Genomic DNA, 23,041 nt, shown 5'->3' on the forward strand with positions numbered 1-23,041 from the left:
CGGAGAGGGGAGGGACGCGCGCGCGTCCGGGGGGCGGGCGTCAGGGGTGGGCGGCCACGAAGGCGCGGCGCTCCTCGCGGCGGGTGGCCTGGCGGACCGGGTCGGCGACGGGGGCGGCCAGGAAGAGGCGCTGGGTGTAGGCGTGCTCCGGGCGGGAGGTGACCTGGTCGCCGTCGCCCCACTCCACGATCTCGCCGTGGTACATCACGGCGACGCGGTGCGAGAGGTGCCTCACGACGGCGAGGTCGTGCGAGACGAAGAGGTACGCGACTCCGGTGCGCTCCTGGATCTCGGTGAAGAGATCGAGGACGCGCGCCTGGGTGGAGAGGTCCAGCGCCGAGACGGGCTCGTCGCAGACGATCAGCCGCGGCTCGAGGGCGAGCGCCCGGGCGATCGCGATCCGCTGGCGCTGACCGCCGGAGAACTCGCGCGGCAGGCGGTCGGCCGCGGACTGCGGCAGCCCGACCTGATCGAGCAGCTCGCGCACCCGCGTCGAGGCGACCTTCGCGTCGACCTTCCGCACGGTGAGCGGCTCGACCAGGATCTGCTCGATCGTCAGCGACGGGTTGAGCGAGGTGTACGGGTCCTGGAAGACGACCTGGATCTCGGAGGAGAGCCCGCGGCGCTGACGCCGGTCGAGGTGCGCGATGTCGCGCCCGTTGTAGAGGATCTCGCCGCCGGTGACCGGGGCGAGCCCCAGCACCGCGCGGCCGAGCGTGGTCTTGCCCGAGCCGGACTCGCCGACCAGGCCGACCGTCTCGCCGGGGCGGATGTCCAGCGAGACGCCCTTGAGCGCCTGGAACGGCTTCGCGCGGAAGCCCTTGCCCGGGTACTCGACGACGACGTCCTTGACGTCCAGCAGCAGCTCGGAGGGTGCGGCGGGTGCGGCGCTCATCGGCTCGACTCCTTCACGGCGGTGGTGGCGACGAGCGGTCCGCGGGCGGGCCCCTCCTCGAGGATCGCGTCGAACAGGGCGCGGGTGTAGGGGTGACGGGGGTCGGCGAAGATCGAGCGCACGGGCCCGGTCTCGACGATCCGGCCGTCGCGCATGACCGAGACGCGGTCGCACAGGTCGGCGACGACGCCGAAGTTGTGCGTGACGAGGATCATGCCCATGTTCAGCTCCGACTGCAGCTCGCGGAGCAGGTCGAGCACCTCGGCCTGCACCGTGACGTCGAGCGCGGTGGTCGGCTCGTCGGCGATCAGCAGGTCGGGGTCGCAGGAGACGGCGCCGGCGATCAGCACGCGCTGGGCCATGCCGCCGGAGACCTCGTGCGGGTAGGCGTCGAAGGTGCGCTGCGGGTTGGGGATGCCGACCCGGGCGAGCAGGCCGAGCGCCCGCTCCTTCGCCGCCGCCTTCGAGAGGCCGAGGCAGATCCGCATCGGCTGCACGAGCTGCGTGCCGATGGTGAAGGACGGGTCGAGGTTCGACATCGGCTCCTGCGGGATGTACGCGATGCGCTTGCCGCGGAGCTTCGTCATCTCCTTCTCCGACAGGTGCGCGAGGTCCTTGCCGTCGAAGACGATCGAGCCGCCGGTGATCCGGCCGCCCTCGGGCAGCAGGCGCAGCACCGACCAGGCGGTCTGCGTCTTGCCGGAGCCGGACTCGCCGATCAGGCCGTGGATCTCGCCGCGGCGGACCGCGAGCGAGACGTCGTGCACGACCGTCTTCACCGAGCCGTCGTTCTGGCCGTAGCCGACCGAGAGGTTCGTGACGCGGAGGATCTCCTCGGCGCTGCGTGCGCCGGCCTCCTCCTCGTGCACGACGGTCTTCGGCGCTGCGGCGTCCTCGTCGAGCATGGTCCGGATGCCGATGGTGGACAGGCTGGTCGGCACCGTCGCGGGCGCCGAGGCCGACTTGCGCTTCTTCGAGCGCTTGGCTCCGGAGGCGCTGCGCTCGAGCTCGTCGCGCATCGCGTTGCCCAGCAGGGTCAGCGCGATGGAGGTGAGCGCGATCGCGAGGCTCGGCCAGAGCATCAGGATCGGGGCGTTGAAGACGTTGGAGAAGCCGTCGTTGAGCATCGAGCCCCAGGTGGGGATCGACAGGTCGCCGAGGCCGAGGAACTCGAGTCCCGCCTGGATCGCGATCGCGATGCCGGCGACGAGCGAGGCCTGGATGATGACGGGAGCGCGGACGACGGTGAGGATGTGCCGGGCGATGATCCGGCCGTTGCTGAGTCCGGAGACCCGGGCCGCGTCCACGAAGAGCTCGCCGCGCACCGCGGTGACGGAGGCGTAGACCAGCCGGTGGAAGGCCGGCGAGAGCAGGACGCCGAAGATGGCCATCGAGAGCCACATCGACGGGCCGATGACGGCGCGGGCCGCCAGCAGGACGACGAAGCCGGGCAGCGCCATCACGAGGCCGGAGGTCCAGGCCGAGACGGAGTCGAACCAGCCGCCGAAGTAGCCGGCCAGCAGTCCGCTGGTGACGCCGATCACGACGGCGACGGCGAGCGCGACCAGGGCGCCGGCGAGGCTGAACTGGGTGCCGAAGAGCAATCGCGAGAGGACGTCGCGGCCCGCGCTGTCGGCGCCGAGCAGGTGCGCGGCGCCGGGCTCGGCGAGCACGTCCTGCAGCGAGGCGCGGTTCGGGTCGGCCGGGGCGAGCAGCGGCGCGAAGATCCCGGAGAGGACGACGATCGCGAGGAAGACGAGCGAGACGAGCCCGACCGGGTTGTGCAGCAGGCGGCGGAAGAGGTGCGTGCGGGCGGCGCGCTCCTCCACTCCGACCGACGGGGTGCTGGCGGGCAGCGGGGTCGTGGCGGTCATGAGAGTCGCACCTTCGGGTTGAGCCAGCCCTGGAGCAGGTCGATGAGCAGGTTGACGATGACGACGATGATCGCGGTGACGAGCACGAGGCCCATCACCAACGGGATGTCGCCCTGGGTGGTCGCGGTGACCGCGACCTGGCCGAGACCGGGGATCGCGAAGATCTGCTCGACGATCACGGCGCCACCGAGGAGGCCGATGAACTGCACGGCGAGGACGGCGAGCGCAGGGCCGCCGGCGTTCCGCAGCACGTGCTGGAAGACGATCCGGTCGGCGGGCAGGCCGCGCGAGCGCAGGGTCCGGACGTAGTCCTGGCGGAGCGCGTCGATGACGGAGCCGCGGACCTGCTGGGCGACGCCGGCGATGCCGCCGATCGCGAGGGCGATGATCGGCAGGGTGACCGTGGCGATCCAGCCGGAGAACGAGTCGGTGAGGTTCACGTAGCCGGTGGGCTTGAACCAGCGGAGGTTGATCGCGAAGACGGTGACGAGGCCCAGCGCGATCAGGAAGCCGGGGATCGCGAAGCCGAGGATCGACACCAGCTGCACGAGCTTGTCGGCCCAGCCGCGGCGGACCGCGGCCCAGACGCCGAGCACGACCGCGACGATCGCGGAGATGATCGTGGCGCCGATGACCAGGGAGAGCGTGACGGTGACGCGGGTCGAGATGGCGGTGGTGACCGCCTGCCCCGTGAACCAGGAGCTGCCGAGGTCGCCGGTGACCGCGTGGCCGAGCCAGCCGAGGTACTGCGACCAGATCGGCTGGTCGAGGCCGAGCTGCGCGGCGCGCTGGGCGACCGCCTCCGGCGTCGCGTTCTGCCCGAGGATGCGGCGGGCGATGTCGCCGCCGCCGAGATAGAGGAGTGCGTAGGCGACGACGGAGATCAGCACCACGAGGATGATCCCCGAGACGACGCGTCGCAGGATGAACCTGGTCATCAGTGGTCCTTCGAACGGAGGAGGGCGCGGGCCTGATCAGCGGATCGGTGACGCGCGAAGAGAGGGAGCGGGGGCCGGCCGTGAAGCCGGCCCCCGCCGATCCGGATCAGGCCGGGGTGATGTTCCAGAGGTACGGGTAGGCGTTGCCCGTCTGGGTCTCGACCTTCGTGTTCGCGTCGGTCACGAAGCTCGACTGCTGGCGGTACCAGGGGGCGAACCAGGCGTTCTCGACCGTGTAGGCGTTGACGGCCTGGACGGCGGCGGCGTAGCCGGACTCGTCCGCGGTGCGGACGGCCTCGATCAGCGTCTCGAGCTCGGGGTCGGCGTTCTTGAAGGGGTTGAAGATCGCGTTGGGGCTGAGCTCGAAGTTGATCAGGGCCCAGTCGGGGTCCTGCTGCAGCGTGAGCCAGGTGGCGGCGTACTTCGGGGCGAGGACGTCGGCGATGAAGTTGTTGCCGGCGTCGGTGTAGGTGACGGTGATGCCGACCTCGGAGAGCTGCTGCTGGATCAGCGTGAAGGTCGAGGAGCCGACGAGCGAGCTCGAGGGCATGTTCAGCTCGAAGCCGTCCGGGTAGCCGGCCTCGGCGAGCAGCTCCTTGGCCTTCTCGGGGTCGTAGGGGTAGTCGTCGTCGAGCGACTCGTCGTAGCCCTCGGAGGAGGTCGGGAAGATCTGCGTGGTCGGAGTGCCGTAGCCCTGGCCGATGGCCTTCAGCAGCGACTCCTTGTCGAACGCGTAGTTGATGGCCTGGCGGACGCGGACGTCCTTCAGGGCCGGCGCGATGGTGCCGTCGCGGTCGAGCAGCAGCAGACCGGTCCAGTTGAGCTCGAAGGGGTTGACGGTGAAGCCCGACGCCTCGATCTCCTTGAGGTCGTTGTTGTCGACCGTGTTGGCCGCGTTGACCTGACCGCCCTTGATCGCGTTCACCAGAGCGGTGGAGTCGCTGTAGACGTTGATGTTCAGGTTGTCGTAGTGGACCGAGTCCTCGTCCCAGTAGCCGTCGCGCTTGGTGAAGGCGTAGGAGGTGCCGATGACGGTCTTGGACGCGTCGAGCTCGTAGGGGCCGGAGCCGACCGGGACGGTCTGGATGTCGGCGGACTCGAAGGCGGAGGGCGCCTCGACGAGTCCGGCGTTCTGGGTCAGGTAGAAGAGGAACGTCGGGTTGGCCTGCTTGAGGGTCACCGTGACGGTCGAGGCGTCGGTCGCGACCGCGTCGGCGAGGTCGGCCATCTTGTTCGTGTCGGGCGAGTTGCCGTCGCGGAAGCGGATCAGGTTCTGCGCGACGGCGTCGGCGTCGAGCGTCGATCCGTCGGAGAAGGTCACGCCGTCGCGGATCTTCAGGGTGAGGACGGTGTTGTCCTCGTTGTACGTCCACTCGGACGCGAGGCCCTCGGTGATGGTGCCGTCGGGCTCGGCCCGGAGCACGCTGTCGTAGACGGCCTGCATGTAGGGCGACTCGTTGGCCCAGTACGAGTCCGCCGCGGCGAACGTCGACAGGGTCTGGATCGCACCCAGCGTGAGCGTCTCGCTCGAGCCGCCGGAGGCGCCGCCGCCGGAGTCGGCCGCGCAGCTGGTCAGGCCGACCATCGTGGTGACGGCGATCGCAGCGGCCGCCAGCCTCTTCCATCGGAACATCTTCGGTCTCCAGGTTCTCCCGGTTCTCCCATGAACCGGTGCCGAGGAAGCTAACACGAAAAACAGACGACCCCTAGGTTTTGGGAAGAAAAACTTCGGCCCGTTAGGTTTTCGTGATTCTCGTGACCGTTCACATCCCGCGGGGCGCTCGGAACTGTGCGCTGACGGGGAGCTTTCCGAAAGCCGACTCGGCACCAGGTTTTTGACTCGGAAACCTCTAGCGGCTAGGTTTCTCGCACCGGAGGCTCCGTGCCCCCTCGCAACGATGCGCCTGGAGGCACTTCATGGCACTCCCCACCTCTCCCCCGCGGCGACCGCGCGGGCAGTACGCCAAGACCGCCGCCCGGCGCGCCGAGATCGTGGCCGCGGGCCTGGAGGTCTTCTCCGCGAGCGGCTACCACGCCGCGTCGCTGCGCGAGATCGCCGAGAAGGTCGGGCTCAGCCAGGCCGGCGTGCTGCACCACTTCGCCAACAAGTGGGAGCTGCTCTCGGCGGTGCTCACCCTCCGCGACGACCACTCGATCGTCCGGGTGCCCAGCGGCGACGCCGTGCCCGGGATCGACACGGTCCGCGCACTGATCGACCTCGTCGCGTACAACGCCGAGATCCCCGGCCTCGTCGAGCTGCAGTGCGTGCTCTCGGCGGAGGCGACCCACGCGGACCACCCGGCGCACGCGTACTTCGCGAACCGCTACCGGTTCGTCGTCGACCTGTTCACCGGCGCGTTCGGCGACATGCTCACCCGCGGGCAGCTGGTGCCGGGCGTGGATCCGCGCAGCGCCGCGATCCGCGTCATCGCGACCATGGACGGGCTGCAGGTGCAGTGGCTGCTGCAGCGCGACTCCCTCGACATGCAGGCCGAGTTCCGGCGCACCGTGCAGACCCTGACCACCGTGGAGGTGTGACCGTGGGCTTCTCCCGCGAATCGACCCTGGCCGCCGTCCTCGACCACGGGGAGGCGGGCGACGTCGTGCGCCGCTTCGTCCCGGGCGTCGTCAACTCGCCGCTGCTGGTGCAGCTGCGCTCCGCCCCCGTCGGACTCGTCGTGGGGATGGATCCGCTGCTGAAGGCGGACCCCGAGCGCGAGGCCTCGTTCTGGGCGGCGCTCGACGCGGTCGACGACTCCGGGGTCGCCGCGCCACGGCAGGAGCGGGTGGCCGTGCTGCCGCGCGCGGACTACGAGGGCGAGGACGTGGCTGTCGCGTCCGCCGTGGTGCGACCGGTCGCTTCCGGCAGCGTCTGGGCGCCGGCCGAGGTCGTCGTCGACGGGCCGTCGCACGGCAACCCGTTCGTCGATGTCGAGTTCTCGGCGGAGTTCTCGCTCGGCGACGAGACGGTGCGGGCGGGCGGCTTCTACGACGGCGACGGGGTGTACCGGGTGCGGTTCCTGCCTCCGACCGCCGGCGTCTGGAGCGTGACCACCGCCTCCACCGCGCGCTCGCTCGACGGGCTCACCGCCTCCGTCACCGTGGAGGCCGCCCTGCCCGGCGCGCACGGGCCGGTGCGGGTCGCCGACACCTTCCACTTCGCGCACGAGGACGGCACCCGGCACCTGCCGCTCGGCACGACCGCGTACGCCTGGACGCACCAGACCGAGGCGCTGCAGGAGGCGACCCTCGCGACGCTCGCGGACGCGCCGTTCACCAAGGTGCGGCACTGCGTCTTCCCGAAGGCGTACCTGTACAACACGAACGAGCCGGAGCTCTACCCGTTCGAGCGCGACGGCGACGGCTGGGACTTCGACCGGCCCGTGCCCGCGTTCTTCCGCCGGCTGGAGGAGCGGGTCGCCGATCTCGACGCGCTCGGCATCCAGGCCGACGTGATCCTCTTCCACGCCTACGACCGCTGGGGCTTCTCGGACATGGGCCGCGCGGCCGACGACCTCGTCACCCGATACGTGGTCCGGCGCCTGGCCGCCTCGCCGAACGTCTGGTGGTCGCTCGCCAACGAGTACGACCTGCTCTGGTCGAAGAGCGTCGACGACTGGGAGCGCCTCGCCGCGCTCGTCGTCGCCGAGGACCCGGTGGGCCACCTGCTCTCCATCCACAACTGCTTCGGCTTCTACGACTACTCGCGGCCGTGGATCACGCACGCGTCCGTGCAGCGGATCGACGTGTACCGCACCGCCGAGAACACCGACGCCTGGCGCGAGCAGTGGGGCAAGCCGGTCGTGATCGACGAGTGCGCCTACGAGGGCGACATCGACCAGGGCTGGGGCAACATCACCGGCGAGGAGATGGTCCGGCGCTTCTGGGAGGGGGCGATCCGGGGCGGCTACGTCGGCCACGGCGAGACCTACCTCAACGACCGCGAGGAGCTGTGGTGGTCGAAGGGCGGCGAGCTCGTCGGCGACAGCCCGGCGCGAATCGCCTTCCTGCGGCGGATCACCGCCGAGATGCCGGACGGGCGGATCGACCCGCTGCCCTCGGACTGGGACGCGCCCTGGGGCGGGGGCGGCGGCGTGCAGCTGGTCTACTTCGGCTTCAACCGGCCGCGGTTCCGGCAGATCGTCCGCGATCCCGCCGACTCCTGGATCGTCGACGTGATCGACACCTGGGGGATGACCGTCTCGCGGGTGCCCGGGGTGTTCTCAGGGTCGTTCCGGGTGGAGCTGCCGGCGCGGCAGTTCATGGCCGTGCGGCTGACGCGGGTGGTGTCGTGAGCGGGGGCGTGGGTGTGGGTGTTGGCGCGGGCGGGGGCGCGGGCGGGGACGCGAGCGGCGTGCCGCCGCGGGTGCGGGTGATCTCGGACAACGACTACTCCGGCGACCCGGACGGACTGGTGCAGCTCGCGCAGCACGCGCTGTCGGAGTCGGTCGAGCTGGCGCTGGTCGTCGGCTCGCGGTTGCGGCCGGGCGACCCGTTCGATCCCTCCGACCGGACCGCCGACAATGCGGCGGCCGCGGCGCGCGAGGTGCTCGCGCTCTGCGGGCGCCCGGACGTGCCGGTGGTGGCGGGGTCGAACACTCCGGATGCTGGTGTGTCGGAGGCGGCGCGCGCGATCGTCGCGGAGGCGCTGCGGGACGACCCGCGGCCGCTGTACCTCTGCGCCGGCGCCGGGCTGACCGAGGTCGCGGCGGCCCTGCGCCTCGAGCCGTCGATCGCCGCCAGGATGACGCTGGTCTGGATCGGCGGGCCGGAGCACCCGGGCCTGGCCGTCCCTCCGCCCGGTGCGATGCCGATCGAGTACAACCTGCTGATCGATGTGCCCGCCGCCGCCGAGGTGTTCGCGTCGGCCCTGCCGATCGAGCAGTTCCCGCGCGACGCGTACCGGCAGCCACTCGCCTCCGTCGCCGAGCTCCGCGTGCGGATGCGCACCGCCGGCGAGCTCGGCCGGCACCTCTTCGACGCCCTCGACGGCGTCTTCCGCATGGGCGCCGCGCACGGCCTCAGCTTCGGCGAGACCTACGCCCTCGGCGACAGCCCGCTCGTCCTCGCGACAGCCCTGCTCTCCGCCTTCGAGCCCGACGCCTCCTCCAGCCGCACGACGCGCGTCCCCCGCCCCTCGATCACCCCCGACGGCCAGTACGGCCCCCGCGCCGGCGACGGCCCCGACGTCCGCGTCTACACCCACCTCGACACCCGCCTCCTCCTCGAGGACCTCTACGCGAAGCTCGCCCTCCGCGCCCAGGACGCCTGACCGCGGCCGCGCCGCCGCCCGCGCAGCGGCGCCCCCTGTTGGTCGAGTAGCCGCGCAGCGGCGTGTCGAGACCCACACTCACCGAGACGCCGGCCTCACGCCCAGCCTTTGCGACGCCGGATCTCGATACGCCCTCTCCGAGGGCTACTCGATCAGCATGAATCGCCGCCGCGCAGGTCGCAGGGCGACGAGAGCATGCTGATCGAAGTGCCGCGCAGCGGCACCCCCATGCTGGTCGAGTAGCCGCGCAGCGGCGTATCGAGACCCACGCCCGCCAGAGCGCCGGCCTCACGCCCCCGCCCTCGCCACGCCGGATCTCGATACGCCCTCTCCGAGGGCTACTCGATCAGCAAGAATCGCCGCCGCGCAGGCCGAAGGGCGACGCGAGCACGCTGATCGAAGTGCCGCGCAGCGGCACCCCGCGCCCGTGGAAGAGCCGCGCAGCGCCGCCCTCATGCTGGTCGAGTAGCCGCGCAGCGGCGTATCGAGACCCACGCTCGCCAGCCCACCGGTCGCACGTCTCCAGCTGATCCGGCGTGCCGTTCGGCACTTTCTGCGGTCATGGACCTGCGGTAGCAGCAGAAAGTGTCCAATGGACGGCACCGATCCGCCCTCAGCCCTCGTCCCGTTGCCCACCAGCGGCGATCCGGAGCAGGTCGTTCGCGAAGAAGGTGTTGTGGTGGCGCCGGAGGGGCGAACCTCCGCGACGCATCATCGTCGTGTTGAGCTTGTAGGCGGCCTCGACGAAAGGTACGTAGTCGAGCGCGGTCGCGAAGTCGTGCCACGACTTGAAGACGTATTGGGCGACCCTCGCGCTTTTGTAGGCTGCCGTGCTCCGGCTCCGCAGGGCTATCGGCCTTTGAGAGGTAAGCGGTCGCGACGCACGATCGAACGTCTCCGCATCGACGTTGACGACGATCAGGAGCACCTCTCGCTCGACCTGGGCGAAGACCGTCTCGAGGATCCCGCAGCTCAGCGTGAGCAGGCGTCGACGGGTCTTCGTGCGCTTGGTCGAGGGGAGCGCGGAGATCGTCCAGAGCGCGAACTGCGTGCCGAACGGATCCGCGATGGTCTCGCACACGTACCTCGCCAGCACGGCCGACATCTCGTCGTAGTCCGAGCGGCGCGCGAGCTCCCAGAAGCGCGCGGGGAGGGTCGACGCGCCCTCCTCGCCGACCCTGCCCCGCTTCTCCCGCTCCCAGGGCAGGAGGATGCTCTTCCCTTCCTCGACGGTGACGCCGAGGACGTCCTCACCGCCGGGCCAGCCGGTCAGCGCGAGGTTCCGCAGGCGGTGACTCGCCTCCTGACGGCGGATCTCGAGCACCTCGTAGTGATCGAGATCCGTCTGCCGACAGGAGGCGAAGGTCAGCGCGATGACATCGCCGTGGTGCCGACGGTGGGTGGCGTACCTGCTGACGATGTTCCTCGTCTGGCCGACGTAGCGCTGCCCGTTCTCGAACTCGAGCACGTAGATGCCGCAGAGGAGAGTCCGGTCGGTGAAGAGCGTCGCCGCCGACCCCGCCTCACTCATGTCGTAGCGCGTGAAGGAGAGCGGGGCGAGGAGTCCGTCTGTCATAGCGGGACCCTAGCCGCCGGTCTTCCTGCAGCGGATCGCCGAACTGACACTTCTCGGGCTCTGCGGTCGTCGGTGGGCCCGTTCCGCGTCCGTTCGACGCCAGCGACGTCATCGACTGGACGTTCGACGGGGCCGGAGCTGCAGCCAGAGCCCGAGAAGCGTCCAATCGCCCAAGGCGTCCCTCGCTCGGGCCGAGCCCCTGGATCCGGCTCGCGGTTCGCCACTTTCTGCGGTTCTGAGCCTCAGGAACCAGCAGAAAGTGTCGAATCGGGACGACCGGCGCCCGCGATCCGGCGCGAACGGTCGTCCGCATGCGCGGCGGACGACCGTTTGCGACGGATGGGCGGCGCGTCAGTGCTGCGGGTCGCCGCCGAGCTGGCCGATGGGGGGCAGGGGGCCGCCGTCGTCGGCGCCGGTGCGGCGCCAGCGGGCGACGGCGTTGCCGAGGTGGTAGATCACGAGGGCCGCGGCCGCGCCGAGGACGATGCCGCCGAGCTCGAAGCCGCCGGAGCTGAAGGAGAAGCCGGCGATCGCGATCACGAGGGAGACGGCGGCGGTGTATTGGTTGACCGGGCGGGAGAAGTCGACGCGGTTGTCGATCCAGATCTTGATGCCGATGACGCCGATGAGGCCGTAGAGCGCGGTGGTCGCTCCGCCCAGGACGCCGGCGGGGATCGAGTTGAAGACGGCGCCGACCTTGGGCGAGAGGCTGAGCAGCACGGCGGTGACGCCGGCCACCCAGTAGGCGGCGGTGGAGTAGACGCGGGTCGCGGCCATCACGCCGATGTTCTCGCCGTAGGTGGTGGTGCCCGAGCCGCCGAACGCGCCGGAGACGGTGGTCGCGATGCCGTCCGCGATCAGGGCGCGGCCGGTGTGCTGGTTGACCGAGGAGTCGGTCATCGTCGCGACGCCGCGCACGTGGCCGACGTTCTCGGCGATGAGCACGAGCACGACGGGCAGGAACATCGCGATGCCGGACCACGTGGATCCGGACGCGAAGTCGGGGAAGCTGAACGGCGGCAGGCCGACCCAGGCGGCGTCGGCGACGGCGGAGTAGTCGATCTCCTGGCGGATCAGCGCGACGACGTAGCCGATCACGACGCCGACGAAGATCGAGACGCGGCCGAGGAAGCCGCGGAAGAAGACGCTGCCGAGGATGATCGCGGCGAGCGTGACCGTCGCGGTGACCGGCGCCTGCTGGAAGCTCGACCACGCGGTGGGGGCGAGGTTGAAGCCGATCAGCGCCACGATCGCACCGGAGACGACCGGGGGCATCAGGCGGTCGATCCAGCCGAGGCCGGCGAACTGCACGACGAAGCCGACGAGCGCGAGCAACACGCCCACTGCGACGACTCCGGCGAGCGCCGATCCCGTCCCGCCGACCGCCGTCGCCGCGGTGACCGGGGCGATGAAGGCGAAGCTCGAGCCGAGGTAGCTGGGCAGCTTGTTGCGGGTGATCAGGAGGAACAGCAGCGTGCCGACGCCCGAGAAGAGCAGGGTCGTGGCGACGGGGAAGCCGGTGAGCACGGGCACGAGGAAGGTCGCGCCGAACATCGCGACGACGTGCTGGATGCCGATCGCGACGGTCGCGGGCCAGTTGAGCCGCTCGGCGGGGCCGACGACGGCTCCGGGCGCGACGGTGCGGCCGTCGCCGTGCAGGGACCAGATGGGCATGGGGCTCCTCGGCGGGAAGGGGATGGGGGCGCTTCAGAGTAGCGAGGCGGGTGGGCGGGCGGCGGCGACGGTCCGGAGGACCTCCGGCTCGCGGAATCGGCTCCGGCACGCGGGGATCCGCCGGAACCACGAGCCGGAGCTCGAATCACGAGCCAGGAGTGCGCGGGGCGGACGGTGGCGCAACTCCGGCACGCGGAATGTGCTCCGGCACACGGGAAGCCCTCAGAACCGCGTGCCGAAGCCGGAATCGCGAGCCGAAGGTACTCGGGGCGGACGGAGGCGCAGCTCCGGCACGCGGGAACGGCGCCGGCACGCGGAGACCCGCGGGAACCACGAGCCCGGACTCGAATCACGTGCCGAAGGTGGGCGGGGCGACCGGTGGCACACCTCCGGCACGCGGAATCGGCTCCGGCACGGAGGAACCCCGCAGAACTACGAGCCGGAACCGGAATCGCGAGCCGAAGGTACCCGGCGCGGGCGGCGGCGCACCTCCGGCACGCGGAAACAGCTCCGGCACGCGGAGACCCGCGGGAACCACGAGCCCGGACTCGAATCGCGTGCCGAAGGTGGGCGGGGCGACCGGTGACACATCTCCGGCACGCGGAATCGGCTCCGGCACGGAGGAACCCCGCAGAACCGCGAGCCGGAACCGGAATCGCGAGCCGAAGGTACTCGGGGCGGACGGAGGCGCACCTCCGGCACGTGGAAACGGCTCCGGCACGCGGAGACCCGCGGGAACCACGAGCCCGGGCTCGAATCACGTGCCGAAGGTGGGCGGGGCGACCGGTGGCACACCTCCGGCACACGGAATCGGCTCCGGCACTCGGGAAGCCCGCAGAACCGCGAGCGGGAGCCTGAATCGCGAGCCGGAGGTACTCGGCGCGGACGGTGGCGCACCTCCGGCACGCGGAAACCGCTCCGGCACGCCAGGATGCGGCAGAACGACGTGCCGGAGCCGGAACCGCGAGCCGGAGGTGCGCCGAGCAGACGCGCGCCCGCGCTCGCCGTGACGCAGCCGGGAGCCGGGTCGGCGCGCCGGTGAAAGAACGGCGGGCGTGCCGGACAGGAGGGAGCATGAGGCACATGCCAGCTCCCCTCGCGGGTCCCGACCGCTTCGCCGCGCTCGCCGGCGTGGTCGCCGACCCCGTCCGCCGCTACCTCTGGCGCCGCACCGACGAGGCCACGGCCGACGACGTGCTCGCCGCCACCCTCGCCGTGCTCTGGCGCCGCGTCGCCGACGTGCCGGAGGACGATCCGATCGCCTGGTCGATCGGGGTCGCCCGGCTGCAGCTGCAGAACGCGCGCCGGATGCAGCGGCGGCAGGTCCTGCTCACCCACCGCATCGCCGTCGTCGACCCGCCGCAGGAGGTGCGCGACCCGGACGGGCCGTCCGCCACGGACGACGCCGTGCGCTTCGTGCTCTCGCGGCTGCGCGAGTCCGACGCCGAGCTGCTGCGGCTGTGGTCGTGGGAGGAGCTCGACGCCCGCGGGATCGGCGAGGTCCTCGGGATCACGCCGAACGCCGCGTCGATCCGGCTGCACCGTGCCCGCCAGCGCTTCGCGGAGCTCTACGAGAGCCGCGCCGCCCAGGACCCGACGACCTCAGAAGGAGGAGCACGATGACCGCGATCGAGGACTCGGAGCTGCGCCGGCTGGTGCGCTCGACCGACCCGGCGGAGGGGCTCGCCCCGCTCACCCGCGCGCAGCTCGCCGAGCACCGGGAGCGGGCGATGGGCGGGCAGGCGACGGGCGGGCCGGCTGTGGGCGGGCAGGGCACCGACCCCCACGACTCCGACCCCGCCGCCGTCCGCCGCCGCCGCTCCCCCTGGCTGATCGTCGGGGTCGGCGCGCTCGCGGTCGGCGCCGCCGCGTCGCTCCTGCTCCCCTTCGCCCTCGGCGTCACCACCGGCGGCTCCGCCTCCGCGCTGCGGCTGCCCGCGACCGGCGGGCCGATGGACATGTGCGCCCCGGTCACCGCCGAGGCGCTCGCGCCGTCGCAGCTCGCCTTCCGCGCGGAGGTCGCCTCGATCGACGACGGCACCGTCACCCTGCGCGTGATCGACCGCTTCGCCGGCGATGTCGGCGACGCGGTGACGGTGACCCAGGCGGCGGAGTCGGCCGTCGACGGCGCCCCGATCGTCTTCGAGCGCGGCATCGACTACCTGATCGCCGCCGACGGCGACACGATCCTCACCTGCGGGCTGAGCGCGGCCGACTCCCCCGAGCTGACGAGCCTGTACCGGGAGGCGTTCGCGCAGCGGTAGTCGCCGGCCTCAGGCGGTACGCGCCGGCCTCAGGCGAACAGGCCGAGCACCCACCCAAGCACGAGCGGGCCGAACGCCACGGCGAGCACCCCGAGCCCGAGCACGAAGCCGACGAGGCTCACGCGGGCGCCGCGGAGCGTCTCGTCCGCGCGCAGCCGGTTCCGGGCGCCGAGCGCCAGCACGATCGCCACGACGGCGAGCGCCGAGGCGAGCAGCGGGACGCCGACCAGCAGCGCGCCGAGCACCGCGACGCCCGCGCTCGCGAGCGCCCGGGAGTCGACGGGGCGCGGAGTCGTGCGGGCCTGCTCGGTCATGCTCCGAGCCTCGCACAGAGCGGCGGACCGGGGCGAGCCACCCGCCCGGTCGCACGCGCACCCCCTCGGTGGCAAGGGGCTCTGCAAACGCCAGGAGCGCGGCGGAGGGTGGGAACACCGACGATCCTTCTGGAGGCAATGGTGTACTTCCACGTTCAACGACTCATCAACGACATCGAGCAGGACGAGCCGGATCCGGCCGCCGCGAACGCGCTGCAGGAGGGCCTCGGCGGGCAGTTCGGCGAGATGCGCACGATGATGCAGTACCTCTTCCAGGCGATGAACTTCCGCGGCGCGGACGCGAAGCCGTACCGCGACCTGATCCAGGGCATCGGCACCGAGGAGATCGGCCACGTCGAGCTGATCGGCACGACCATCTCGCGCCTGCTCGACGGCTCGCCGCGCTACCAGGGCAAGCCGACCGACCCGCTGGACACCCCCGGTGCCGGCGGCGCGACCCCGCTGAACATCGCGCTCGACACCGGCAACATCCACCACTACCTGGTCGGAGCGCAGGGCGCCCTGCCCGTCGACTCGGTCGGCAACCCGTGGAGCGGCAGCTACGTCTACAACTCGGGCAACCTCGTGCTCGACCTGCTCTACAACCTCATGCTCGAGTCCACCGGACGGCTGCAGAAGTGCCGCATCTACGAGATGACGCAGAACAAGACCGCGCGCTCGACGATCGCCTACCTGATCGTCCGCGACCAGGCGCACGAGAACGGCTACGCGAAGGCGCTGGAGACCCTCGGCATCGACTGGAAGAAGACCCTGCCGATCCCGAAGACCAACGCCGAGAAGTTCCCCGAGGTGAAGAAGCTGATCGACCTCGGCCTGCAGAGCAAGCAGTTCACCTTCGACCTCGAGGGCGCGTCCGAGGCGGGCAAGATCTTCCGCGGCGCCTCCCCCTCGAACGACGGCACCGACCTCTCGGCGAACGAGCAGGCCCCCGAGGGCGCGCCGTCGACGATCGCGCCGGAGCGCTTCGAGGAGTTCTCGCCCGGGCTGGACCCCGAGCTGCTGAAGCTCATCCAGACCACCGCCGAGATGGAGCTGGACGAGATCACCTCGTTCTACGGCCCCACCGCGAAGTAGCACGACCCCTCCGGTCCCGCGCGGTCGCTTCCGCGCGGGACCGGTCCGTTCCCAGGAGACAGGCCCATGCCGACCTTCCGGTTCCTCGAACCCCACCGCGTCGCGGGCGTCCCGCTGCGCGAGCTCGGCGACGGACTCGCGCTGATCGGCGACGGCGACGTCCTGATCCGCAGCGTCACCCTCGCGCACCGCGAGATCTCCCCCGGCGCGCTCTTCGCCGCGCTGCCCGGCCGGCGCCGCCACGGGGCGGACTTCGCCGACGAGGCCGCCGCGGCCGGAGCGGTCGCCGTGCTCACGGACGAGGCCGGGCTCGCGGCCGCGCGGGTGAGCGGCCTGCCGATGCTGGTGTCCCCGGATCCCCGGGCCGCCCTCGGCGGGATCGCCGCCCGCGTCTACGGCACCGACCGCGACCGGCCCGAGCTGCTCGGCGTCACCGGCACCAACGGCAAGACCAGCACCGTGCACCTCCTCGACGCGGTGCTGCGCCGGCTCGGCGTGCCCTCCGGCCTCAGCTCGACCGCGGACCGCCGCAGCCGCGACACCGTCGTCGCCAGCCGCCTGACCTCGCCCGAGGCGCCCGAGCTGCACGCGCTCCTCGCCCGGATGCGCGAGGACGGCGTCGAGTTCGCCGCGATCGAGGTCAGCGCGCAGGCCCTCATCCGCTCGCGGGTCGACGGCCTCGTCTTCGACGTCGCCGGCTTCACCAACCTCAGCCACGACCACCTGGACGACTTCGGCGACCTCGGCAGCTACCTCCGGGCGAAGCAGCGGCTCTTCCGCCCCGACCGCAGCCGTCGCGGCGTCGTCGTCGTCGACACTCCTGAGGGGCGGACGGTCGCCGCGGAGGCGGAGGTGCCGGTCGTCACGGTCGGCGCCACCGCGGAGGCCGACTGGCGCGTGGACGTCCTCGCGCTGAGCGCCGCGGCGACCCGGTTCCGCCTGACCGCGCCCGACGGCTGGACCCTCACCACCTCCGTCCCGCTGATCGGCCGGCACATGGCCTCGAACGCAGCACTGGCGCTGGTGATGCTGATCCAGGCGAGCCACGACCGCGACGCGCTCGCCCGCGCCGTCGCCGACGGCATCGACGTCGCCGTGCCCGGCCGCACCCTGCTCGTCTCCGGCGAGGCCGGGCCGCGGCTCTACGTCGACTTCTCGCACACCCCCGACTCCGTCGCCCGCACGGTCGACGCCCTCCGCGAGGTCACGCCGGGCCGGGTGCTGGTGATCCTCGGCGCGGACGGCGACCGCGACCCGAGCAAGCGCGCGCCGATGGGCCGCGCCGCCGCCGAGCGCGCGGACCTGCTGATCGTCACCGACCACCACCCGCGCTTCGAGGACCCGGCGAGGATCCGCCGGGCGCTGCTCGACGGCGCCCGCGACGGCCGCTGCGAGGTGCAGGAGATCGCCGAGCCCGCGCAGGCCGTGCGCGCCGCCGTCGGACGGGCCGGGGCGGACGACTCGATCCTCTGGGTCGGCCCGGGCGACACCGACTACCGCGTGGTGCTGGACCAGGACCTGCCGTACTCGCCGCGCGCCGATGCGGCGCTCGCCCTCGCGGAGGCGGGCTGGGCGGTCTGAGCCGCCGCCGCCCGCGGGCCCGTGCTTGACTGGCCGGGTCGTCGCGACCGGAGGGGGTGCAGGTGTTCTCCTCCCTCCCCGTGCGCCGGGTGCAGAAGCACCCGTCCGCGCTCGAGTCCGTCGTCTGGCCCGCGACCCTGCCGCCGGTGCGCCAGGTGCTCGACGAGGGCTGGGACCTCGGCCCCGTCTCGGTGATCACCGGTGAGAACGGCTCCGGCAAGTCGACGCTGCTCGAGGCGATCGCGCTCGCCTACGGGCTGAACGCCGAGGGCGGCTCGACCGGCGCGATGCACTCGACCCGGGTCTCGGAGTCGGACCTCTCCCAGCAGCTGCAGCTCGTGCGCGGGGCCGGCGCCTCGAAGCGCGGCTTCTTCCTCCGCGCGGAGACGATGCACGGCTTCTTCACCTACCTGGAGGACATCGGCCTCGGCGACGCGGACTACCACGAGCGCTCCCACGGCGAGTCGTTCCTCGACATCGTCGTGAACCGCTCGCGGATCCGCGGGCTGTGGCTGCTCGACGAGCCGGAGTCGGCGCTCTCGGTCTCGGGCTGCCTGGCGCTGATCGGGCAGCTGCGGTCGCTGGTCGCGGGCGGCTCGCAGGTGATCCTCTCGACGCACTCGCCGGTGCTCGCGGCGCTGCCGGGCGCGGACCTCTACGAGCTCGGCGAGTGGGGCCTGCGCCGCGCGGAGTACGACGACCTGGACCTCGTGCGGACCTGGCGCGGCTTCCTCGGCGACCCGCAGCGGTACCTCCGGCACCTCGACTGACCGGGGCCGCGCACACCATCAGCTGAGAAGGGTGGGCCTCCTCTGTGGGGGGAGGGACCCCCTTCTCAGCTGATGGTGTGCAGCGCTCACCGGCAGGCCGGCGCCGTCAGGCCGTTGAAAGCGAACCTCTCGCCGGGATGGGCGGGGCGGATCGACGTGCGCAGGTGCTCGAAGGCGGCCTGCGTCGTCCCGCCCGCTCCGGGCGTGGCCGCGCACTGCAGCGACGACGAGGCGAACGAGTCGACGACCGGGCCGGAGCCGTCGGCCGCCTCCGCCGCGATCTCGGCGCCGATCGCGTAGCCGCTCCCCCGGTCGGTCAGCGCCGTCATCGTGCCGAGCACGCGCGGCCAGACGACGGAGTCGCGCAGCGAGCGCGGGGCGGCTGTTCCGGGTGCGCCCGCCAGCGCGACGTTCAGCACCGCGCCGTTCAGGTGGACCGTCGACTCCCGCACCCCCGAGAAGGAGCCGTCGATCTCGCGGGCAAGGCGGAGGATCTCGTCGGCCGGGCGCTCCTCCTGGACCCGGATCACCGCGCCGCCGCGCGAGTCGGTCGCGGGCTGCTCGATCGTCCAGTCGAGGTCGCCCCCGGTGATCGCGGAACGCTGCTCGAGGAGGAGGTCGACGGTGTCGAGAGCGGTCGCCGCACTGGTCGGGGTGAGGACGATCGCGACAACGCGGTAGGACTCGACCGTGCGCACCGAGAGGCTCCCGTCGATGCCGCGACGCAGGGCGCCCCAGGCCTCGACGGGTGCGGTCCGGTCCCGCAGGTCCGCAATCGCCAGGGAGTCGTCGCCGGCCCGCAGCACCAGCTCGCTCGAGCGCCGCCCCGCCGGAGCCGCGGCGAGCGCCGCGTCGATCGCCTCGGACGCCGCGGCGGCGACGGCGACGAGGCGCTCCGCCGGGCAGTCCTCCCGGGCGGTGACCTCGACGTCGAAGACCGCCTGCTCACCGCGCACGAGGAGCGGCGCCGGCCGCCAGTCCGCCCTCGCGCTCTCGACGCAGTCGTCCGCCGACAGCGCCCGCTCGAGCCCCTCCGCCGGACCCGTGCCGGTCGCGACGACCGCGACCGCGATCAGCACCCCGGCGCCCGCGAGCGTCCGTCCCCGTCGTCCCACGCCGATACCCCCGTCTCCACTTGCTGCCGTGCGGTCGAGGTGACAGTATCGACATTCGATACGAAACGCACGACTTTCGATACGTCCGGCCGCGCTGCCGACCGACCTTCCGACCCAGGAGCCCCGCATGCCCCGACCCGTCCTCCTCGCGCTCCGCACGCTCCTGCTGGTGCTGCTGCTCGGCTGCGTGGTCGTGCAGCTCGCCGTCGGCCCGGTCGCCCGGGAGGCGCTCGACGGTGGGCCGGTCGACGCGGTGCTCGTCGCCGTCGTGGTCGCCGGGCTGCTCTGCGTCGAGGCCGTGCTGATCGCGGTCTGGCGGCTGCTCAGCCTGGTCCGCGACGACACGCTCTTCGCCGGCGACCACCGCTCCGACCTCTGGGTCGACCTCGCCATCGGCGCCTTCGTCGCCGGCGCGGTGCTGGCCGTCGTCGGCGCGGTCGCCTCGCTCACCGCGGTGCCCGCGCCCGTCACCGCCCTCGCGTTCGGCCTCGTCGCCGTGGCGAGCGCTACCACCGCGCTGATCGTCGTGGTGATGCGGCGCCTCCTGCACCTCGCCGTGGCGCAGCGCAGCGAGCTCGCCGAGGTCGTCTGATGGCGATCGTCCTGCACCTCGACGTCGAGCTCGCCAAGCGCAAGATGTCGGTGACCGACCTGGCCGCCGCGGTCGGCATCACCACCGCGAACATCTCGATCCTCAAGAACGGCCGCGCCAAGGCCGTCCGCTTCTCCACCCTCGACGCGATCTGCGCGGTCCTCGACTGCCAGCCCGGCGACATCCTCAGCCGCGTCCCGGATGAGGAGGGGAGCGATGCCGAGCTCGTCGGCGGCGCCGCCCGCTGAGCGACCGGCGCACCTCGACCGCCGGATCTTCGCAGCGGGGGCCTGGCAGCTCGTGGCGGTCGTCGTCCTCGGCATGCTGGGGCCGATCGCCCCCCTCTACCGCGTCGCCGGCACGAGCGGGCAGGAGGCGCTGGCCTGGGGAACGATCGTGGTCGGCGACGTCGTGCCGTCGCTGCTCGGCATCGAGCTGGTGATGCTCGCCGGCGGTCCGATCTGCCTCCTGGCCGGCTGCATACTCCCCGGGATCCCGCGGGAGCCGTCGAGGGCCAGGACCGTCCTCGGCGTCCTCAGTGCCGTCCTCCTGATCGTCTGCGTGCCGTGCGCCGTCTTCTTCTCGCTGCTGTTCAGCACCAGCACCTACTCCGTCCTCCCGTCCGCGAGCGACGACGGCTGCCGCGTCGTGGTGCGCGAGTTCGGGTTCCTCCGCGCGGCGGGCGGCTCCCTCGGCCTGGTGCGGCCGGGCTCGGTCGTCGCGGAGTGGGTCGAGGACTACTCGGCGTCGGACGGCTATCAGCCCTTCCGTGCGGGCAGCTACGAGCTGCGGTGGAGCGGGGAGACCGCGCGGCTGCGCGTAGGACTGACCCCCGCCGACCCGGTCTCGCTGCAGGGCGACGGCCTGCTCGACTGCTCCCGCTGAGAGCGCTCCCTCCGCACCCCTCGAAGGGGGACATCGGGCGCGCTCGATCGTCTCCGCACTGAAACAGTCGCGCAACATCCGGCTCCGAGACTGGGGAGGCTCCAAGCCCCCTCCCACTCGATCCGAAGGTTGTCGCTTGTCCACCACCCCCTCGTTCCGGAGGGTCGTCCGACTCTCCGCCGCCACCGCCCTGTGCACCGGACTCGCACTCGGCACCGCCCTCGCCGCCCCCGCGGCGCTCGGCGCGACCACTCCCCCCGTCGACGCGGCCGCCCCCGCGGTCGTCGACCTGAGCATCACCGATGCCCTGGCGCTCCTGCAGTCCGGCGCGACGACGTCCGTCGCCCTGACCCAGCGCTACCTCGACCGCATCGCGGCCTACGACGACCCCTACGGCGACCAGCCCGGACTCGCCGCGGTCATCCTGGCCAACCCGGACGCGCTCGCCACCGCGGCCGAGCTCGACGCCGAGCGCGCGGCCGGCACGATCCGCGGACCGCTGCACGGCATCCCGATCCTGGTGAAGGACAACTACGCCACGTTCGACATGCCCACCACCGCGGGCAGCGCCTCCCTGCACACGTACCAGACGAAGCTCGACTCGACGGCCGTGCAGCGCCTGCGCGACGCCGGCGCGATCATCCTCGCGAAGACCAACATGGCGGAATTCGCCTGGCACGGCACCTACACGCTCAGCTCCGAGCGCGGCCGGACCAACAACCCCTACAACCAGGCGAACAGCGCCAGCGGCTCGAGCGGAGGCACCGGCGCGGCCGTCGCCGCCGGCTACGCCCCCGCGGGCCTCGGTACCGACACCTGCGGCTCGATCGTCGGACCGAGCGCGCACCAGAGCCTCGTCGGCTACCGGCCGACCATGGGCCTGACCAGCGTCACGGGCATCGTCCCGCTGTCGCCGCGTCAGGACGTCTCGGGCCCGATGACGACGACCGTCACCGACGCGGCGCTGCTGATGGAGGTGCTGGCCGGCTACGACCCGACCGACCCGCTGACCGTCATCGCGGACCAGCAGGACAGCTCCGACTACGTCGAGGGACTCAGCGACACCGCGCTCGAGGGCAAGCGCATCGGCTACGTGCGCTGGGACTACGAGGAGGACCCGGCCCGTCCGGGCCTCGCCGAGACCACCGGGCTCGTCGACCAGGCCGTCCGCGACCTGGCCGCCCAGGGCGCCGAGATCGTGCCGGTGCCGACCTTCACCCGCGAATTCGTGGCGAACACGCTGGTGAGCGGCGGCTACCTCGACCTGCGCCCCGGCATCGACGCGTTCTTCGCGGACACCGAGGCGACCTGGCCCGAGGGCCTCGCCGGTCTCACGGAGCCGGCCGACGCGCTGACCTTCTCGGACGTCATGGCGGACGGGAAGACCTCGCTGCTGCCCGACGACGTCGCGTTCTTCAACAGCAACGCGGACATCCCGAATCCCGCGTACGACGCGGCTATCGCGGCCCAGGACGCGGGCAAGCTGGCGATGGACCAGTTCTTCCTCGACAACGACCTCGATGCCCTGGCCATGCCGACCAGCGCGACGGCGGCGACCCCCGACTGGGCGGGCACGACGTTCTGCGACGTCGGCGCGAACACCGGAGTCCCGACGGTCTCGCTGCCCGCGGGCTTCACCTCGACCGGGACCGCCGCCGGCCTCGAGCTGGCCGCCCCGCGCAGCCAGGACGCGGCACTGCTCGCGATGTCGTACGACTACGAGCAGGCGACGCTGAACCGCGTCGCACCAGCCTCGACCCCGGAGCTGGCCGCCGCGCCGACCCCGGAGCCGACGGCCTCGCCCACCGCGCCGCCGGTCGAGCCGACCGCGGAGCCCACCGTGGCACCGACCGCCGAGCCGACCGTGGCGCCCACCGTCGCGCCGACCGCGACCGCCGGTCCCGTCGCTCCGGCGCCGACCGCGACGCCCAAGCCCACGGCGAAGCCCGGTGCCGCTCTCGCGCACACCGGCGCCGAGGGCACGACGGGGCTCGCCGCGCTGGCCTTCGCCCTGATCGCCGGCGGCGCAGGAGCACTCGCGCTCACCGCGACGCGCAGGCGCACCGCCCAGAAGTAACCACCACACGGCAGGCGGGGTCGGCGGGTTCCGCCGGCCCCGCTTCCGCGTCTCGGCCGCGCAAGAGCTTCCGCGGCTCGGGCGGCGCTCCATGCTGATCGAGTAGCCCGCGCAGCGGG

Annotated in this window: 20 protein-coding genes; 12 read left to right on the forward strand and 8 right to left on the reverse strand. The window is 72.3% G+C overall.

Going from position 1 to position 23,041, the window contains the following annotated elements:
* Window positions 1–40 precede the first annotated feature (40 nt).
* From EDF17_RS08385 to EDF17_RS08400, 4 genes are all read right to left on the reverse strand, one after another.
* Entirely contained in the window at window positions 41–895 is an 855-nt protein-coding gene (locus tag EDF17_RS08385) for an ABC transporter ATP-binding protein (protein WP_123446674.1), read from the reverse strand.
* Window positions 892–2,769, reverse strand: a complete 1,878-nt coding sequence (locus EDF17_RS08390) for a dipeptide/oligopeptide/nickel ABC transporter permease/ATP-binding protein (RefSeq protein ID WP_123446675.1) — start codon at window positions 2,767–2,769, stop codon at window positions 892–894. Before EDF17_RS08390 ends, EDF17_RS08385 begins: the two co-directional genes overlap by 4 nt.
* Window positions 2,766–3,707, reverse strand: a complete 942-nt coding sequence (locus tag EDF17_RS08395; RefSeq protein WP_123446676.1) for an ABC transporter permease — start codon at window positions 3,705–3,707, stop codon at window positions 2,766–2,768. The genes EDF17_RS08390 and EDF17_RS08395 overlap by 4 nt, the downstream gene beginning before the upstream one ends.
* Before the next feature lie 106 nt (window positions 3,708–3,813).
* Window positions 3,814–5,340, reverse strand: a complete 1,527-nt coding sequence (locus tag EDF17_RS08400; protein WP_123446677.1) for an ABC transporter substrate-binding protein — start codon at window positions 5,338–5,340, stop codon at window positions 3,814–3,816.
* A 284-nt stretch (window positions 5,341–5,624) separates the two neighbouring features.
* Here EDF17_RS08400 and EDF17_RS08405 point away from each other — a divergent pair, with 284 nt between their 5' ends.
* From EDF17_RS08405 to EDF17_RS08415, 3 genes are read left to right on the forward strand one after another with little or no spacing between them, the layout of a single operon-like run.
* Complete coding sequence (locus EDF17_RS08405) at window positions 5,625–6,245, forward strand: TetR/AcrR family transcriptional regulator (protein WP_123446678.1); 621 nt, start codon at window positions 5,625–5,627, stop codon at window positions 6,243–6,245.
* On the forward strand, window positions 6,242–8,002 hold the full coding sequence (locus tag EDF17_RS08410) for a DUF5605 domain-containing protein (protein ID WP_243732838.1): 1,761 nt from the start codon (window positions 6,242–6,244) through the stop codon (window positions 8,000–8,002). The genes EDF17_RS08405 and EDF17_RS08410 overlap by 4 nt, the downstream gene beginning before the upstream one ends.
* A gap of 8 nt (window positions 8,003–8,010) precedes the next feature.
* Window positions 8,011–8,979 carry a nucleoside hydrolase gene (locus EDF17_RS08415; protein WP_208110587.1) on the forward strand — a complete coding sequence of 323 codons (969 nt, stop codon included), beginning with the start codon at window positions 8,011–8,013 and terminating at the stop codon, window positions 8,977–8,979.
* Window positions 8,980–9,592: 613 nt separating this feature from the next.
* Here the strand turns inward: EDF17_RS08415 and EDF17_RS08420 are convergent.
* Window positions 9,593–10,555, reverse strand: a complete 963-nt coding sequence (locus EDF17_RS08420) for a GIY-YIG nuclease family protein (protein ID WP_123446680.1) — start codon at window positions 10,553–10,555, stop codon at window positions 9,593–9,595.
* A gap of 351 nt (window positions 10,556–10,906) precedes the next feature.
* Complete coding sequence (locus tag EDF17_RS08425; protein ID WP_123446681.1) at window positions 10,907–12,229, reverse strand: solute carrier family 23 protein; 1,323 nt, start codon at window positions 12,227–12,229, stop codon at window positions 10,907–10,909.
* Window positions 12,230–13,312: 1,083 nt separating this feature from the next.
* Between EDF17_RS08425 and EDF17_RS08430 the strand changes: the two genes are divergently transcribed.
* On the forward strand, window positions 13,313–13,852 hold the full coding sequence (locus tag EDF17_RS08430) for a sigma-70 family RNA polymerase sigma factor (protein ID WP_123446682.1): 540 nt from the start codon (window positions 13,313–13,315) through the stop codon (window positions 13,850–13,852).
* Complete coding sequence (locus EDF17_RS08435) at window positions 13,849–14,493, forward strand: hypothetical protein (RefSeq protein ID WP_123446683.1); 645 nt, start codon at window positions 13,849–13,851, stop codon at window positions 14,491–14,493. Before EDF17_RS08430 ends, EDF17_RS08435 begins: the two co-directional genes overlap by 4 nt.
* Before the next feature lie 29 nt (window positions 14,494–14,522).
* Here EDF17_RS08435 and EDF17_RS08440 read toward each other — a convergent pair whose 3' ends face one another.
* Window positions 14,523–14,807 (reverse strand): hypothetical protein, encoded by a 285-nt coding sequence (locus EDF17_RS08440; RefSeq protein ID WP_123446684.1) that lies wholly within the window; start codon window positions 14,805–14,807, stop codon window positions 14,523–14,525.
* 141 nt (window positions 14,808–14,948) lie between these two features.
* Between EDF17_RS08440 and EDF17_RS08445 the strand changes: the two genes are divergently transcribed.
* The 3 genes from EDF17_RS08445 (at window position 14,949) to EDF17_RS08455 (ending at window position 18,253) form a co-directional block, all read left to right on the forward strand.
* Window positions 14,949–15,902 carry a manganese catalase family protein gene (locus EDF17_RS08445; protein WP_123447043.1) on the forward strand — a complete coding sequence of 318 codons (954 nt, stop codon included), beginning with the start codon at window positions 14,949–14,951 and terminating at the stop codon, window positions 15,900–15,902.
* Between the two features lie 66 nt (window positions 15,903–15,968).
* Window positions 15,969–17,483 carry a UDP-N-acetylmuramoyl-L-alanyl-D-glutamate--2,6-diaminopimelate ligase gene (locus EDF17_RS08450; RefSeq protein WP_123446685.1) on the forward strand — a complete coding sequence of 505 codons (1,515 nt, stop codon included), beginning with the start codon at window positions 15,969–15,971 and terminating at the stop codon, window positions 17,481–17,483.
* A 56-nt stretch (window positions 17,484–17,539) separates the two neighbouring features.
* Entirely contained in the window at window positions 17,540–18,253 is a 714-nt protein-coding gene (locus tag EDF17_RS08455; RefSeq protein WP_243732839.1) for an AAA family ATPase, read from the forward strand.
* Between the two features lie 86 nt (window positions 18,254–18,339).
* Here EDF17_RS08455 and EDF17_RS08460 read toward each other — a convergent pair whose 3' ends face one another.
* Window positions 18,340–19,368 (reverse strand): hypothetical protein, encoded by a 1,029-nt coding sequence (locus EDF17_RS08460; RefSeq protein ID WP_133671952.1) that lies wholly within the window; start codon window positions 19,366–19,368, stop codon window positions 18,340–18,342.
* Between the two features lie 127 nt (window positions 19,369–19,495).
* Here EDF17_RS08460 and EDF17_RS08465 point away from each other — a divergent pair, with 127 nt between their 5' ends.
* From EDF17_RS08465 to EDF17_RS08480, 4 genes are all read left to right on the forward strand, one after another.
* Complete coding sequence (locus tag EDF17_RS08465; RefSeq protein WP_123446687.1) at window positions 19,496–19,960, forward strand: DUF2975 domain-containing protein; 465 nt, start codon at window positions 19,496–19,498, stop codon at window positions 19,958–19,960.
* The gene (locus tag EDF17_RS08470) at window positions 19,960–20,208 is read left to right on the forward strand and encodes a helix-turn-helix transcriptional regulator (RefSeq protein WP_123446688.1); all 249 of its coding nucleotides are present in this window, start codon (window positions 19,960–19,962) and stop codon (window positions 20,206–20,208) included. Before EDF17_RS08465 ends, EDF17_RS08470 begins: the two co-directional genes overlap by 1 nt.
* Window positions 20,177–20,845 carry a hypothetical protein gene (locus tag EDF17_RS08475; protein WP_123446689.1) on the forward strand — a complete coding sequence of 223 codons (669 nt, stop codon included), beginning with the start codon at window positions 20,177–20,179 and terminating at the stop codon, window positions 20,843–20,845. The genes EDF17_RS08470 and EDF17_RS08475 overlap by 32 nt, the downstream gene beginning before the upstream one ends.
* A gap of 136 nt (window positions 20,846–20,981) precedes the next feature.
* Window positions 20,982–22,922 carry an amidase family protein gene (locus tag EDF17_RS08480; protein WP_123446690.1) on the forward strand — a complete coding sequence of 647 codons (1,941 nt, stop codon included), beginning with the start codon at window positions 20,982–20,984 and terminating at the stop codon, window positions 22,920–22,922.
* Window positions 22,923–23,041: the final 119 nt, after the last annotated feature.

Origin of the sequence: Rathayibacter sp. PhB1, from assembly GCF_004362935.1 — a bacterium.
GTDB classification, from domain to species: Bacteria; Actinomycetota; Actinomycetes; order Actinomycetales; family Microbacteriaceae; genus Rathayibacter; species Rathayibacter festucae.